Origin of the sequence: Escherichia sp. S10b, from assembly GCF_028421345.1 — a bacterium.
GTDB lineage: Bacteria > Pseudomonadota > Gammaproteobacteria > Enterobacterales > Enterobacteriaceae > ECMA0423.
Genome location: NZ_JAHZSO010000167.1, coordinates 110,435 through 124,814 on the forward strand (window position 1 = coordinate 110,435; position 14,380 = coordinate 124,814).

General features: G+C 51.9%; 12 protein-coding genes. 5 read left to right on the forward strand and 7 right to left on the reverse strand.

Going from position 1 to position 14,380, the window contains the following annotated elements:
* Positions 1–8 precede the first annotated feature (8 nt).
* From nrfD to nrfA, 4 genes are read right to left on the reverse strand one after another with little or no spacing between them, the layout of a single operon-like run.
* Positions 9–965, reverse strand: coding sequence for a cytochrome c nitrite reductase subunit NrfD (gene nrfD, locus FTE26_RS16410; protein ID WP_000195171.1), 957 nt, complete (start codon positions 963–965; stop codon positions 9–11).
* Positions 962–1,633, reverse strand: coding sequence for a cytochrome c nitrite reductase Fe-S protein (gene nrfC, locus FTE26_RS16415; protein WP_000220281.1), 672 nt, complete (start codon positions 1,631–1,633; stop codon positions 962–964). Before nrfC ends, nrfD begins: the two co-directional genes overlap by 4 nt.
* Entirely contained in the window at positions 1,630–2,196 is a 567-nt protein-coding gene (gene nrfB, locus FTE26_RS16420; RefSeq protein WP_001295391.1) for a cytochrome c nitrite reductase pentaheme subunit, read from the reverse strand. The genes nrfC and nrfB overlap by 4 nt, the downstream gene beginning before the upstream one ends.
* Before the next feature lie 44 nt (positions 2,197–2,240).
* A complete protein-coding gene (gene nrfA, locus FTE26_RS16425) occupies positions 2,241–3,677 on the reverse strand; it encodes an ammonia-forming nitrite reductase cytochrome c552 subunit (RefSeq protein WP_001297583.1) in 1,437 nt (478 codons plus the stop codon).
* Between the two features lie 391 nt (positions 3,678–4,068).
* Here nrfA and acs point away from each other — a divergent pair, with 391 nt between their 5' ends.
* The 4 genes from acs (at position 4,069) to FTE26_RS16445 (ending at position 9,657) form a co-directional block, all read left to right on the forward strand.
* Positions 4,069–6,027 (forward strand): acetate--CoA ligase, encoded by a 1,959-nt coding sequence (acs, locus tag FTE26_RS16430; RefSeq protein WP_000078239.1) that lies wholly within the window; start codon positions 4,069–4,071, stop codon positions 6,025–6,027.
* A gap of 199 nt (positions 6,028–6,226) precedes the next feature.
* Positions 6,227–6,541, forward strand: a complete 315-nt coding sequence (locus FTE26_RS16435; RefSeq protein WP_001014565.1) for a DUF485 domain-containing protein — start codon at positions 6,227–6,229, stop codon at positions 6,539–6,541.
* A complete protein-coding gene (actP, locus tag FTE26_RS16440; protein WP_000832573.1) occupies positions 6,538–8,187 on the forward strand; it encodes a cation/acetate symporter ActP in 1,650 nt (549 codons plus the stop codon). The genes FTE26_RS16435 and actP overlap by 4 nt, the downstream gene beginning before the upstream one ends.
* Positions 8,188–8,364: 177 nt before the next feature.
* Positions 8,365–9,657 (forward strand): pentapeptide repeat-containing protein, encoded by a 1,293-nt coding sequence (locus FTE26_RS16445; protein ID WP_001270139.1) that lies wholly within the window; start codon positions 8,365–8,367, stop codon positions 9,655–9,657.
* A 153-nt stretch (positions 9,658–9,810) separates the two neighbouring features.
* On the opposite strand, the gene FTE26_RS16450 is transcribed toward FTE26_RS16445, so the two are convergent.
* The 3 genes from FTE26_RS16450 to soxR all read right to left on the reverse strand — a co-directional run bounded on the left by FTE26_RS16450 (position 9,811) and on the right by soxR (position 13,971).
* Complete coding sequence (locus FTE26_RS16450; RefSeq protein WP_000402207.1) at positions 9,811–11,460, reverse strand: Na+/H+ antiporter; 1,650 nt, start codon at positions 11,458–11,460, stop codon at positions 9,811–9,813.
* A 151-nt stretch (positions 11,461–11,611) separates the two neighbouring features.
* Positions 11,612–12,961, reverse strand: coding sequence for a guanine/hypoxanthine transporter GhxP (gene ghxP / locus FTE26_RS16455; RefSeq protein WP_000106882.1), 1,350 nt, complete (start codon positions 12,959–12,961; stop codon positions 11,612–11,614).
* A 545-nt stretch (positions 12,962–13,506) separates the two neighbouring features.
* Complete coding sequence (gene soxR / locus FTE26_RS16460) at positions 13,507–13,971, reverse strand: redox-sensitive transcriptional activator SoxR (RefSeq protein ID WP_000412428.1); 465 nt, start codon at positions 13,969–13,971, stop codon at positions 13,507–13,509.
* Positions 13,972–14,056: 85 nt separating this feature from the next.
* Between soxR and soxS the strand changes: the two genes are divergently transcribed.
* Positions 14,057–14,380, forward strand: a complete 324-nt coding sequence (soxS, locus tag FTE26_RS16465; RefSeq protein WP_000019358.1) for a superoxide response transcriptional regulator SoxS — start codon at positions 14,057–14,059, stop codon at positions 14,378–14,380.

The window sequence follows — 14,380 nt, forward strand, 5'->3', positions numbered from 1 at the left end:
TTTCTGGCTTACGCCACCGTCAACTGTCCGGCGTAGAGAATGAAAAAGCGCAGCATCAACACGCCGACCAGACTGGCCCCACACGCCGCCAGCACGGCAGGAATGCCGGAACTGCGATTGACCCACGGTTTGAGCAACATTGGCACAATCAGCCCCAGCCCGGCGACACCAAGCCAGAACCACCACGTCCAGAAACCGCCACCTAATGCCGCCACCAGCGCACGCACTTTACCGTCATCGCCCAGCGCCAGACCGACAAAAAACGCCACCAGCAGGAAGATTTCACCCCATACCACGGGGATTTCCATACGGTGTACAAACTGCGCTTCCGTGGAATGCGGGTTACTGCGTTGGCGTATCGCCATGGCGATCAGCGCCACCGCCGCACCGGACGAGATGCCGGAGAAGAGGAACAGCACCGGCAGGATCGGGTTATTGAGGAACGGATACGATTTCAGCGCCGACAGCAGAAAGCCGGTATAAGCCCCCAACAACACCGCCAACACCAGCATCAATGTTTCCAGTCCGCGATGAACGGGCGTCAGCAGGCTCAGAACCTTTTGCACGATCCCCAGCTTCGGCAACCAGCGTTGTTGCAGGGCAAGCAAATCATGTTCAAAGATTTTCGCCAGCCACAGCACCAGCACCACCATGTAGAGCTGAAACAGCATCACCCCCATCGACATCACCGAGGTAAAACTGTAGTGGAACATCAGCTTCCAGAAGGTCCACGGTCTTGTCAGGTGGAAGACGAGGATCAACAGACCGAGGATCACCGCGCCCGGCCCGACAATCAGCGTGGTGCGCAGCAACGTACTGTCTGCACCGCCCGCCTGCGGGTAGAAGCGACGTAACAGCACGGCCAGCGTCACCAGACCGGCAGAAATACCAATCAAAAACAGGTAGATGGCAATCGGCCAGTCCCACACCAGCGATTCAAAATGAAATGCGGAAGTCTGCGTCATTGGCTCACCTCCCCGTATTTAAACGGTACGCGGTACAGCTTCGGTTTGGTTCCCAGCGCCAGCTTGTAGCGGTAAGTAGGCTTCTGGCGCAGCAGTTGCGAAATCTCACTGTTAGGATCGTCCAGATTGCCAAACGTCAGCGCCTTCGTCGGGCAAGCCTCAACGCACGCGGGCAGCTTACCGGCCTGCAAATTGGTTTTACGGCAGAAATCGCATTTGTCCGCCGTCTTCGTGACCGGATGGATAAAGCGCACGCGGTACGGACAGGCGGCGATGCAGTACTGACAACCGACGCAGAGATCAGGATTAACATCGACAATCCCGCTAGCGGCATCACGAAAAGACGCACCGGTCGGGCAGACGTCAACGCACGGCGCATGATCGCAGTGCTGGCAAGACTTACGGAAGAAGCGATATTTCACATCAGGAAATTCGCCCTGCGGCTCGCTACGAATAATCGTCAGGCGCGAGACGCCTTCCGGCACCTTGTTCACTTCCCGACAAGCATCCATACAGGCGGTACAGCCGATGCATAACGACTCGTCATGCACCATGCCGTAACGCACCCCATTGATATTCAACGTTTTCGCCACCACGCGCCCTGCGGTGCCGCTGACGGCTGCCAGCACGCCGACGCCGGTGAGAAACTGGCGACGAGACCAGGTCATGGCTGCTCCTTAAGCAACGGAACAGACGCCGGGTTAAAGTTCGGATTGGTGCGCTGATCGCTGTGGCAATCGACGCAAATCTTAATCCGTCCTTTGTCACTTAACGTCTGCATCGTATCTTGCTGTGGATGCAGGGAATGGCAGCTGGCGCACGCCACTTTGGTTACGTGGACATCGTGCGGCCAGAACGCTTTTTGCAACTGTTCCGGCAGATGACAGGACATACAGACGCTGTTCTGCTCTCCAACCTTGTACATCGGCTCGTTAAAGCGCATCACATCTTTCACCCCTTCGCGGTGTTGCGGTGATGGCTGGCCGTGACAGTTGGTGCAGGTGACCGGCAGTTTGTTATTCGGGTTGATAACGGAAGCATGTTTTCCATGCATACCTTCGGTATCTGGCTTATGACAGTCCAGACAGGCGGCATCCGGGTTACGCTGCTGGGTAACTTCGTAGCGATCATCAGATGCCTGCGCCGCAGGGGTAGCGGTAATTCCGTTCAGGCTCCACAACAGGCCCGACGCCAGCACCCCGGCAGTTAATAACGAACGTAATACGCTCATATTCACTCCATTGTGTTTTCCGCCCCTTGCGAGGCGGAACGGGGTTATTGGCTTAACAGACCGTTTTTACGTGCCTGTTCTTCCCACTGCGGGATCACCGTTTTGATGAAGTCCTGCTTCTCGGCATTGATTTGTTCCATGTTCAGGCCAATGGCCTGCTGGGCTTTCTCTTTGGTTGAGATATCCGGGATCTGGATTTCATGGGTGATGCCTTTGGTCGCCAGCAGGCGCGCCAGTTTGGTGCGTGCATCCGCCGCTTTATCCATCGCCGTACCGAGCATCCGTAAACCTTCTTCCGGTGCGTGCATATGAATGCCGTGGGAAGCGATCGCCAGATCCCAGCGCCACTGGGCATGACGGATATCGTCCTGAATTGGCTTCATTTCAGCTTCCGTCGCGCCTGCATCCAGCGCTGCTTTCGCTTCGAAGTGAGCGTGAACCAGTTGATCTTCAACCTTGATTTTCAGGTCGTTAATCGACTGCTTACGTTCCGCGACCACTTTTTGCAAGGCAGCTTTGTCCTGGGTATGGCAGTTCGCACAAGTCTGGGCGAAGTTATCAAACGGATTACCAATTTTATGGTCGGTGTAGAGTTTGCCTTCGGCGTTCTGCACTTTTGGCATATGGCAGTCGATACAGGTCACGTTGTTTTTACCGTGAATGCCCGCTGTCCAGGTTTCATATTCCGGGTGCTGCGCTTTCAGCATTGGCGTTTTCGACAGGGAGTTAGTCCAGTCAGAGAAGGCAATTTTGTCGTAATACTGCTCCATATTTTCGACTTTCATGCCGTCATCCCACGGGAATTTAACCGCTTTGTTTTTGCCGTCGAAGTAATACTCCACATGGCACTGACCGCAAACCATCGATTGCTGGTCGAAACGTCCGGCTTTCTCAAAAGGTTTACCAATGGCTTCCATCGCGCGAGCCGCATACGGACGGGAAAGGGTTAACTCCGGTTTGCCTTTGGCGAACTCTGGTGAGGCGGTGTTATGGCAGTCGGCACAACCTAAGTTGTTGACGATTTCCGGGCCGCCGCGCGCCCACTTACCGTGGAAGTAGCCATCTTCGCCGTCTTTCTGGATCAGACGCGCCACATCCGGGCTTTTACAACTCCAGCACGCCATCGGTAGCGGACCATCTTCAGCGTTTTTCGGCGCACCGGTACGCAGGGTTTCACGCACATCGGTCACAGCAAAGGCATGTCCACGCGGCTTGTTGTAATCGCGCGAGAAGGGATACCCCGCCCACAGGATCACCAGCCGTGGATCTTCCGCCAGGGCGTCAACACGCTCTGACTGTTCCGAGGTGGCTTTCCAGGAGAGATATTGATCGGGATGCTGCGGGGCAAAGGTTTCATTCTTCGCTTCCACAGTTACAGGTTTTGCGGGAGCTGCCGTTTGTTCAGCGTGAACAGAAGTGAAAAAGAAAAAAGGAATCAATAAGCTGAAGATACGGCGTGCGTTTATTTTTATCCTTGTCATAGGGGCTTCATCCGAATTGCGCCATTGTTGCAATGGCGGTTTTTATTGTTTTCACGACAGTAACCGCACCTACACTGTCATGACATTGCTCGCCCCTATGTGTAACAAATAACCACACTGTGAATGTTGTCTTTAATCAATTGTAAGTGCATGTAAAATACCACTTTAGAGTTAGTCAGTATCTTCCTCTTTTTCAACAGCATGCATAACTGCATGTTCCTCAAAGAATTAATCAACTTTTGTTGCTGACCTTCAAAAATTACCCTGCCGTTTATTTGCACAATTCTACTTTTGCGTGATCTGTCGCCCAAATACTAAACAAAACTGCCAATACCCCTACATTTAACGCTTATGCCACATATTATTAACATCCTACAAGGAGAACAAAAGCATGAGCCAAATTCACAAACACACCATTCCTGCCAACATCGCAGACCGTTGCCTGATAAACCCTCAGCAGTACGAGGCGATGTATCAACAATCTATTAACGTACCTGATACCTTCTGGGGCGAACAGGGAAAAATTCTTGACTGGATCAAACCTTACCAGAAGGTGAAAAACACCTCCTTTGCCCCCGGTAATGTGTCCATTAAATGGTACGAGGACGGCACGCTGAATCTGGCGGCAAACTGCCTTGACCGCCATCTGCAAGAAAACGGCGATCGCACCGCCATCATCTGGGAAGGCGACGACGCCAGCCAGAGCAAACATATCAGCTATAAAGAGCTGCACCGCGACGTCTGCCGCTTCGCCAATACCCTGCTCGAGCTGGGCATTAAAAAAGGTGATGTGGTGGCGATTTATATGCCGATGGTGCCGGAAGCCGCGGTTGCGATGCTGGCCTGCGCCCGCATTGGCGCGGTGCATTCGGTGATTTTCGGCGGCTTCTCGCCGGAAGCCGTTGCCGGGCGCATTATTGATTCCAACTCACGACTGGTGATCACTTCCGACGAAGGTGTGCGTGCCGGGCGCAGTATTCCGCTGAAGAAAAACGTTGATGACGCGCTGAAAAACCCGAACGTCACCAGCGTAGAGCATGTGGTGGTACTGAAGCGTACTGGCGGGAAAATTGACTGGCAGGAAGGGCGCGACCTGTGGTGGCACGACCTGGTTGAGCAAGCGAGCGATCAGCACCAGGCGGAAGAGATGAACGCCGAAGATCCGCTGTTTATTCTCTACACCTCCGGTTCTACCGGTAAGCCAAAAGGTGTGCTGCATACTACCGGCGGTTATCTGGTGTACGCGGCGCTGACCTTTAAATATGTCTTTGATTATCATCCGGGTGATATCTACTGGTGCACCGCCGATGTGGGCTGGGTGACCGGACACAGTTACTTGCTGTACGGCCCGCTGGCCTGCGGTGCGACCACGCTGATGTTTGAAGGCGTACCCAACTGGCCGACGCCTGCCCGTATGGCGCAGGTGGTGGACAAGCATCAGGTCAATATTCTCTATACCGCACCCACGGCGATCCGCGCGCTGATGGCGGAAGGCGATAAAGCGATCGAAGGCACCGACCGTTCGTCGCTGCGCATTCTCGGTTCCGTGGGCGAGCCAATTAACCCGGAAGCGTGGGAGTGGTACTGGAAAAAAATCGGCAACGAGAAATGTCCGGTGGTCGATACCTGGTGGCAGACCGAAACTGGCGGTTTCATGATCACGCCGCTGCCTGGCGCTACCGAGCTGAAAGCCGGTTCGGCAACACGTCCGTTCTTCGGCGTGCAACCGGCGCTGGTCGATAACGAAGGTAACCCGCTGGAAGGCGCTACCGAAGGCAGCCTGGTGATCACCGACTCCTGGCCGGGTCAGGCGCGTACGCTGTTTGGCGATCACGAACGTTTTGAACAGACCTACTTCTCCACCTTCAAAAATATGTATTTCAGCGGCGACGGCGCGCGTCGCGATGAAGATGGCTATTACTGGATCACCGGGCGTGTGGACGACGTGCTGAACGTCTCCGGTCACCGTCTGGGGACGGCAGAGATTGAGTCGGCGCTGGTGGCGCATCCGAAGATTGCCGAAGCCGCCGTAGTAGGTATTCCGCACAATATTAAAGGTCAGGCGATCTACGCCTACGTCACGCTTAATCACGGGGAGGAACCGTCACCAGAACTGTACGCAGAAGTCCGCAACTGGGTGCGTAAAGAGATTGGCCCGCTGGCGACGCCAGACGTGCTGCACTGGACCGACTCCCTGCCTAAAACCCGCTCCGGCAAAATTATGCGCCGTATTCTGCGCAAAATTGCGGCGGGCGATACCAGCAACCTGGGCGATACCTCGACGCTTGCCGATCCTGGCGTAGTCGAGAAGCTGCTTGAAGAGAAGCAGGCTATCGCGATGCCATCGTAACCCACAATTGCCGGATGCGAGTCGGTAACGGTTTGTAGGCCTGATAAGACGCGACAGCGTCGCATCAGGCATTGATTGCCGGATGCGGCGTAAACGCCTTATCCGGCCTACATTCGGCAAGGGTTACCCGAGCGTTAACCTTCTCCCATAAGGGAGCGGGAATTAAAACAATCCCTACATTACCTCTGGAGAATCTGTGATGAATGGCACTATTTATCAGCGGATAGAAGACAATGCGCATTTCAGGGAGTTAGTCGAAAAACGGCAACGGTTTGCCACCATCCTGTCGATTATTATGCTGGCAGTTTATATCGGCTTTATTTTACTGATCGCCTTCGCGCCCGGCTGGCTGGGCACGCCGCTGAATCCGAACACCAGCGTCACACGCGGTATTCCAATTGGTGTTGGAGTGATTGTGATCTCCTTTGTTCTCACCGGTATCTACATCTGGCGGGCGAACGGCGAATTCGACCGTCTTAATAATGAAGTCCTGCATGAGGTACAAGCATCATGAAAAGAGTTCTGACGGCGCTTGCCGCCACACTCCCTTTCGCAGCTAACGCCGCGGATGCTATTAGCGGGGCCGTAGAGCGCCAGCCAACGAACTGGCAGGCGATTATTATGTTCCTGATTTTCGTCGTGTTTACGCTCGGCATTACCTACTGGGCATCAAAACGCGTACGTTCTCGTAGCGACTACTACACCGCAGGCGGCAATATCACTGGCTTCCAGAACGGGCTGGCGATTGCCGGGGACTATATGTCCGCCGCCTCATTCTTGGGGATCTCCGCGCTGGTGTTTACCTCCGGCTATGACGGCTTAATTTACTCGCTGGGCTTCCTGGTGGGCTGGCCGATCATTTTGTTCCTGATTGCCGAACGTCTGCGTAACCTGGGGCGCTACACCTTTGCCGATGTGGCCTCTTACCGTCTGAAACAAGGGCCGATTCGTATTCTTTCGGCCTGTGGTTCTCTGGTGGTGGTGGCGCTTTACCTTATCGCCCAGATGGTGGGCGCAGGTAAACTGATCGAGCTGCTGTTTGGCCTTAACTATCACATTGCGGTGGTGCTGGTCGGCGTGCTGATGATGATGTACGTCCTGTTCGGCGGCATGCTGGCGACCACTTGGGTACAGATTATCAAAGCCGTGCTGTTGCTGTTCGGTGCCAGCTTTATGGCCTTTATGGTGATGAAACACGTCGGCTTTAGCTTCAACAATCTGTTCAGTGAAGCGATGGCGGTACACCCGAAAGGTGTCGACATCATGAAGCCGGGCGGGCTGGTGAAAGATCCGATCTCCGCGCTCTCTCTGGGTCTGGGACTGATGTTTGGTACGGCGGGCTTGCCGCACATTCTGATGCGCTTCTTTACAGTCAGCGATGCCCGCGAAGCACGTAAGAGCGTGTTCTACGCCACCGGATTTATGGGCTACTTCTATATTCTGACCTTTATTATCGGCTTCGGCGCGATCATGCTGGTTGGTGCGAATCCGGAATATAAAGACGCGGCGGGCCATCTGATTGGTGGTAACAACATGGCGGCCGTTCACCTGGCGAATGCAGTGGGCGGCAACCTGTTCCTCGGTTTTATTTCAGCGGTTGCTTTTGCCACCATTCTTGCGGTGGTTGCTGGTCTGACGCTGGCGGGCGCATCAGCGGTTTCGCATGACCTGTACGCTAACGTCTTCAAAAAAGGCGCGACCGAACGTGAAGAACTGCGGGTATCGAAAATCACCGTGCTGATTTTAGGTGTGATTGCCATTATCCTCGGCGTGCTGTTTGAGAATCAGAACATCGCCTTCATGGTAGGCCTGGCGTTTGCCATCGCAGCGAGCTGTAACTTCCCGATCATTCTGCTTTCTATGTACTGGTCGAAACTGACCACTCGTGGCGCGATGATGGGTGGCTGGCTGGGGCTGATTACCGCAGTGGTACTGATGATCCTCGGCCCGACGATTTGGGTACAGATCCTTGGTCACGAAAAAGCCATCTTCCCGTATGAATACCCGGCGCTGTTCTCTATCACCGTGGCATTCCTCGGCATCTGGTTCTTCTCGGCAACCGATAACTCAGCGGAAGGTGCGCGCGAGCGTGAACTGTTCCGTGCACAGTTTATCCGCTCCCAGACCGGCTTTGGCGTTGAGCAAGGCCGCGCACATTAATCTCTCCCCTTCCCCGGTCGCCTGACCGGGGAATACTCTTCCTCTCCAGCATGCATCACCTTTTCCCATAATATTAAACAAATAAACTCATTAAAAAATGAGCGATTTTTGACAGTCGTAGAAAATGATAATGCAGAGAATATGCCTTTTCTTTCTTGTTAATTATAAGGATATTTTATGCGCTATAATGGTTTAAATAATATGTTTTTCTCTCTTTGCCAGATTAACGATAACCACTCTTTCACAAGTTCATCACATACAAAGAAAACAAAATCATATAATTACAGCAAACATCATAAAAACACGTTAATTGACAATAAAGCCCTCTCTCTTTTCAAGATGGATGATCATGAAAAAGTGATAGGTTTGATTCAGAAAATGAAAAGAATTTATGATAGTTTACCATCAGGAAAAATCACGAAGGAAACGGACAGGAAAATACATAAACATTTTATAGATATAGCTTTATATGCAAATAATAAATGTGACGATAGAATTACGAGAAGAGTTTACCTTAGTAAAGAAAAGGAAGTATCCATTAAGGTGGTATATTTTATAAATAATGTCGCCGTCCATAATAATACTATCGAAATTCCACAGACAGTAAATGGTGGTTACGATTTTTCACACCTTAGCCTGAAAGGTATCGTGATTAAAGATGAAGATTTATCCAATTCGAATTTTGCAGGTTGCAGACTACAAAACGCTATTTTCCAGGACTGTAATATGTATAAAACGAATTTTTATTACGCCATAATGGAAAAAATACTTTTTGATAATTGTATTCTCGATGACTCAAATTTCGCTCAGATAAAAATGGCCGACGGAACTCTAAATGCATGCTCCGCTATGCATGTTCAATTCTACAATGCAGCAATGAATAGAGCCAATATTAAAAATACCTTTCTTGACTATTCAAATTTTTATATGGCGTACATGGCTGAGGTAAATCTTTATAAAGTAATAGCGCCATATGTTAATTTATTTAAAGCCGACCTTAGTTTCTCTAAACTCGATTTAATTAACTTTGAACATGCTGATCTGTCTCGCGTCAATCTGAACAAAGCAATCCTCCAGAGTATAAACTTAATTGATAGCAAACTCTTTTGTACGTGGCTAACAAATACATTCCTCGAAATGGTTATATGTACCGGCTCTAATATGGCTAATGTTAATTTTAATAATGCCAATTTAAGCAACTGCCATTTCAACTGTTCTATTTTAACAAAAGCCTGTATGTTTAATACCCGTCTCTATCGGGTTAATTTTGATGAGGCTAGCGTCCAGGGAATGGGCATTTCTATTCTCCGTGGGGAGGAAAATATCCCCATTGATAGTGATACCCTGGTAACACTACAGAAATTCTTTGAAGAAGATTGTACCTCTCATACTGGCATGTCACAAACTGAGGATAATATTAATGCAGTCGCTATGAAGATTACTGCAGATATTATGCAACACGCAGATTGAGGTTAAGTCGAAGAACAGCCAATGAATTGACTTTACAAGAGAGATAACTTATTTGTTTTAGAATCATGAATGTTAGCCCGAGCTAACCTGTTAAAGGTGCAAAAGATTGCACCTTTTTCAGATTACCTCGGGCCTGGTTACGTCGCTTTCGGCTTACTGATTTTCCTCAATTAGCAACGCTTCAAGCAAATCGAGATCGTGCAGTAATTTTTGCAGCGTTTCGTTGCTGATCTCCCGCGTGGCGCGCAGGTGGTACAGTTCAGCACGTTCAGAACGCAATGCCGCCAGACGGAAGCGACGCTCAAGGTTCTCTTCCTGCACGGAACTTTCAACGTCGTTACGTCCATCGGCGCGACGACGCAGGTTACCAATGACGCGAGAACTGACCTCCGTAAGCAGCTGGTTATCGATATTCTCTTCGGTATCCGCCGCCAGACGCTCCTCCATTTTCTGGATCGCCACAATCGCCACTTCTGCCGTTGCCGCTCGCGCAATACGTTCTTCTTTCAATTGTTGCGAATGGTCCGCGACTTCAATGTGTTGTAGCAGAATAGGCAACATCACCACGCCGACAAACAGCGAGAAGAGAATGACGCCAGCCGCCAGGAACACCAGCTCATAGCGCGCCGGGAAGACGTTACCATCCGGCAAGAGCAGCGGGATAGAGAGCACACCGGCCAGAGTGATCGCCCCACGCACCCCGGCGAAAGACGCGATCAGGATTTCTCGTGTGGTCCACGAACCAAACTCCATCGGCTTCTTCTTCAGGAAGCGGTTGCTGAACTTTTTCATCGTCCACAGCCAGCCGAAACGGACCAGCATCAGCGCCGCATATATCAGAATAATATCGGTAAACAGCATCCAGATTTCGACGTTAGGGTCGATTTCTGCCGCCATCAGCGACGTCTCCAGAATACCCGGCAGCTGCAGACCTAACAGCAGGAACACCATGCCGTTAAAGACAAATTCCAGCATCGCCCAGGTGCTGTTTGCGCGCAGGCGCATTGCCAGCGGCGCACGGCGCATCACACCGGAGCGGGTGATGGTCATCCCGGCGGCAACCGCAGCGAGGATGCCGGAAACGCCAATATGTTCGGCAATCAGATAAGAAGCGAATGGCAGCAAGAACAGCAGAACGATCTGCGTCGCGGGTTCATCACCGCCCCAGCGGCTGAGGAATCGCAGCGAGCGACCATACAGCCAGCTCACCACAAAACCGGCAAGAATACCACCAATGGCTACTTTCATAAATTCGACCGTCGCACCGCCGACGGTGAAGATCATCGTCCCCATCGCCACTGCCACGGCAAACTTCAACGACACCAGGCCGGAGGCGTCATTCATCAACGCTTCGCCCTGCAAAATGCCCATGATTTTTTTCGGGATGCGCCCTTCGCCAACAATCCCGGAGAGCGCCACAGCATCGGTCGGAGAAAGTACCGCCGCCAGCGCAAAGGCGGGGATCAGCGGAATGCCCGGCACCACCCAGTAAATAAGGAAGCCAATGCCGACCACGGTGACCACCACCAGCGCCAGCGCGAGGCCGAAAATCTCTCGACCATGTTCGAGAAATTCACGGGTCGGCGTTTTCCAGCCATCAGCGAACAGCAACGGCGGGATAAACAAGACTAAAAAGAGTTCAGGATCAAACTCCACATGCAAACCAAACGTCGGCCACGCCAGTAGCGCACCGATGGCGATTTGCATAAGCGGAAGCGGGATCTGAAAGGGCATGACACGAGTGACCACCCCGGACAGCGAGACCACGAGGGTCATTATCAGTATGGTGAAGAAGATTTCCATGCGTTCCCTGTTTGCGATGTTTTTTTATGATCTGAGAAAGACGTTATGCCTGAATTCTCATTTTTTCAGAATATCGCAAAAGCTCACACAATGTGCGGAGAAAATAAAAACGGGCAGCCATTGCCACCCGTTTTCAGAATCCGATGAAAGATTAGATAGCCCAGCCACCCGCATAGAAGGTCACCAGCGCCACGGCGATAACGACCGTACCGATGTTCAACTTGCGCCATTCGCCGGAAACCAGACGACCAATCACCAGAGTCGCGAAGCCGATCATGATGCCTGTTACGATGTTACAGGTCAGCACGATGAATACCGCCGTAACCAGACCCGCCATCGCATCAACAAAATCAGCAAAGTCGATTTTCGCCACGTTGCTCAGCATCAGCAGGCCAACGTACATCAGCGCCGGAGCCGTTGCATACCCCGGAACGAGGTAAGAGAGCGGAGAGAGGAACAGAATCAGCAGGAACAGCACGCCAACGGTGATAGCCGTCAAACCGGTTTTACCGCCCGCCGCCGTACCCGCCGCAGACTCGATGTATACCGCTGCCGGAGCAGCACCCACCAGGCCAGAGAAAACGCTGCTCATGGAGTCAGTGGTCAGTGCTTTCCCACCGTCGATGATCTGCCCATCTTTATCCAGCAGGTTCGCCTGGCCGGCGACGGCACGGATAGTTCCGGTGGCATCAAATACTGCCGTCATCACCAGCGCCAGAACGCTTGGCAGGACTACAGGATTCAGCGCGCCCATAATGTCCAGGCTGCCAATCAGTGAATTGCCGTTTTCATCGCTCAATGAAGGCATGGCGAAAACGCCGGAGAAATGGACGTTAGGATCGAAGATCAAACCGACAATTGAGATACCGATAATGGTCAGCAGAATGCCACCAGGGACTTTCAGTTTTTCCAGGCCGATGATCACCGCCAGACCTACCAGTGACATAATCACCGGGAAGGTCGCGAAATCACCCAGCGCAACGGGCAGACCATCAAGCGGGTTTTTAATCACCAGACCGACACCATTAGCGGCAATGAGCAGCAGGAACAGACCGATACCGATCCCCGTGCCGTGCGCCACACCGTGCGGCAAGTTGCGCAAAATCCAGCTACGGATACCCGTGGCAGAAATTACCGTAAACAGCACCCCCATCAGGAACACGGCACCCAGCGCGACAGGTACGCTAATATGTTGCCCCAGCACCAGGCTGAATGCGGTAAACGCCGTCAGGGAGATGGCGCAACCAATCGCCAACGGCAGATTAGCCCACAGACCCATCACGATAGAACCGAGTCCGGCAACCAGACAGGTTGCAACGAAAACTGCCGCAGGCGGGAAGCCTGCTTTACCCAACATACCTGGAACGACGATGACCGAGTAGACCATCGCCAGAAACGTTGTTAACCCGGCAACCACTTCCTGACGGACAGTGCTTCCACGTTGTGAAATTTTAAACCAGGCGTCGAGTGAACCGCCGGTACGCGCTGATGGCGTAGACATAAGAAAACATCCCCTGAGAGTTTAATTTTCGTCAAGATGCGTGGCGGACAATCCCCTGCCAGCGAAACGTTATCTTCCTGCTCCAGGTTTGCGACAATTTACTGCGTCGCAAAAAAGCAAACGTTTAGCTCCGCGCATACAAAACGGGTGGTAAAAAAAGCAAACGATTATCCGGCGATCATAGCGGCTTTTTCAACCGAAGTTTGCTGCTTTTTTCTCTTTTATTGTCTTGACGATGAAAAACCAGGCAATTGATGCGCAAACGTTATCGTCGGTGCGCAAGATTGCAGCGTTATCGAGCCGTATACCGTTCAGGATTGCGATAAAAAATCGTCTGAGATGACAAAAATATTGCGGATAAAAAGTATACTTTTACACTGGCGAAGAAATGCCGGTGACATACAATTAAAGCATCAACACCAACCGGAACCTCCACCACGTGCTCGAATGGGGTGTGTTGACGTCGGGGGAAACCCTCCTGTGTACCAGCGGGATAGAGAGAAAGACAAAGACCGGAAAACAAACTAAAGCGCCCTTGTGGCGCTTTAGTTTTGTTCATCTTCCAGCAAGCGTGCGCCGGTACCTTCTTCTCCTAAGCGGTCGCCCGGGTTACGCAACGGGCAATCACTGCGCGAAAGGCAGCCACAACCAATACATCCGTCCAGTTCGTCACGCAGCGCTACTAAGGTATGAATGCGCCGATCCAACTCTTCTCGCCATTGGGACGAAAGCTGTTTCCACTCTTTCGCACTTAACGTATGCCCTTCGGGCAACACGCCAAACGCTTCACCAATGGTCGCCAGCGGAATGCCAATACGCTGAGCAATTTTGATAATTGCAACATATCGCAACACATCACGTTTATATCGCCGCTGATTGCCGCTGTTACGGATACTGGTAATCAACCCTTTACTTTCATAGAAATGCAGCGCCGATACCGCCACACCGCTGCGTTTCGCCACTTCGCCGGGGGTTAGCAGCGCTTTAATGCGGGGTAATTTCTTTTCCATAAATCGCTTTACCTCAAGTTAACTTGAGGAATTATACTCCCCAACAGATGAATTAACGAACTGAACACTGAAAAGAGGCAGATTTATGTCCCATCAGAAAATTATTCAGGATCTTATCGCATGGATTGACGAGCATATTGACCAGCCGCTTAACATTGATGTAGTCGCAAAAAAATCAGGCTATTCAAAGTGGTACTTGCAACGAATGTTCCGCACGGTGACGCATCAGACGCTTGGCGATTACATTCGCCAACGCCGCCTGTTACTGGCCGCCGTTGAGTTGCGCACCACCGAGCGTCCGATTTTTGATATCGCAATGGACCTGGGTTATGTCTCGCAGCAGACCTTCTCCCGCGTTTTCCGTCGGCAGTTTGATCGCACTCCCAGCGATTATCGCCACCGCCTGTAA

Bases quoted from the DNA above. Each gene is read 5' to 3' on its own strand.
- nrfD (WP_000195171.1), bottom strand. From the start codon at position 965: ATGACGCAGACTTCCGCATTTCATTTTGAATCGCTGGTGTGGGACTGG.
- nrfC (WP_000220281.1), bottom strand. From the start codon at position 1,633: ATGACCTGGTCTCGTCGCCAGTTTCTCACCGGCGTCGGCGTGCTGGCA.
- nrfB (WP_001295391.1), bottom strand. From the start codon at position 2,196: ATGAGCGTATTACGTTCGTTATTAACTGCCGGGGTGCTGGCGTCGGGC.
- nrfA (WP_001297583.1), bottom strand. From the start codon at position 3,677: ATGACAAGGATAAAAATAAACGCACGCCGTATCTTCAGCTTATTGATT.
- acs (WP_000078239.1), top strand. From the start codon at position 4,069: ATGAGCCAAATTCACAAACACACCATTCCTGCCAACATCGCAGACCGT.
- FTE26_RS16435 (WP_001014565.1), top strand. From the start codon at position 6,227: ATGAATGGCACTATTTATCAGCGGATAGAAGACAATGCGCATTTCAGG.
- actP (WP_000832573.1), top strand. From the start codon at position 6,538: ATGAAAAGAGTTCTGACGGCGCTTGCCGCCACACTCCCTTTCGCAGCT.
- FTE26_RS16445 (WP_001270139.1), top strand. From the start codon at position 8,365: ATGCGCTATAATGGTTTAAATAATATGTTTTTCTCTCTTTGCCAGATT.
- FTE26_RS16450 (WP_000402207.1), bottom strand. From the start codon at position 11,460: ATGGAAATCTTCTTCACCATACTGATAATGACCCTCGTGGTCTCGCTG.
- ghxP (WP_000106882.1), bottom strand. From the start codon at position 12,961: ATGTCTACGCCATCAGCGCGTACCGGCGGTTCACTCGACGCCTGGTTT.
- soxR (WP_000412428.1), bottom strand. From the start codon at position 13,971: ATGGAAAAGAAATTACCCCGCATTAAAGCGCTGCTAACCCCCGGCGAA.
- soxS (WP_000019358.1), top strand. From the start codon at position 14,057: ATGTCCCATCAGAAAATTATTCAGGATCTTATCGCATGGATTGACGAG.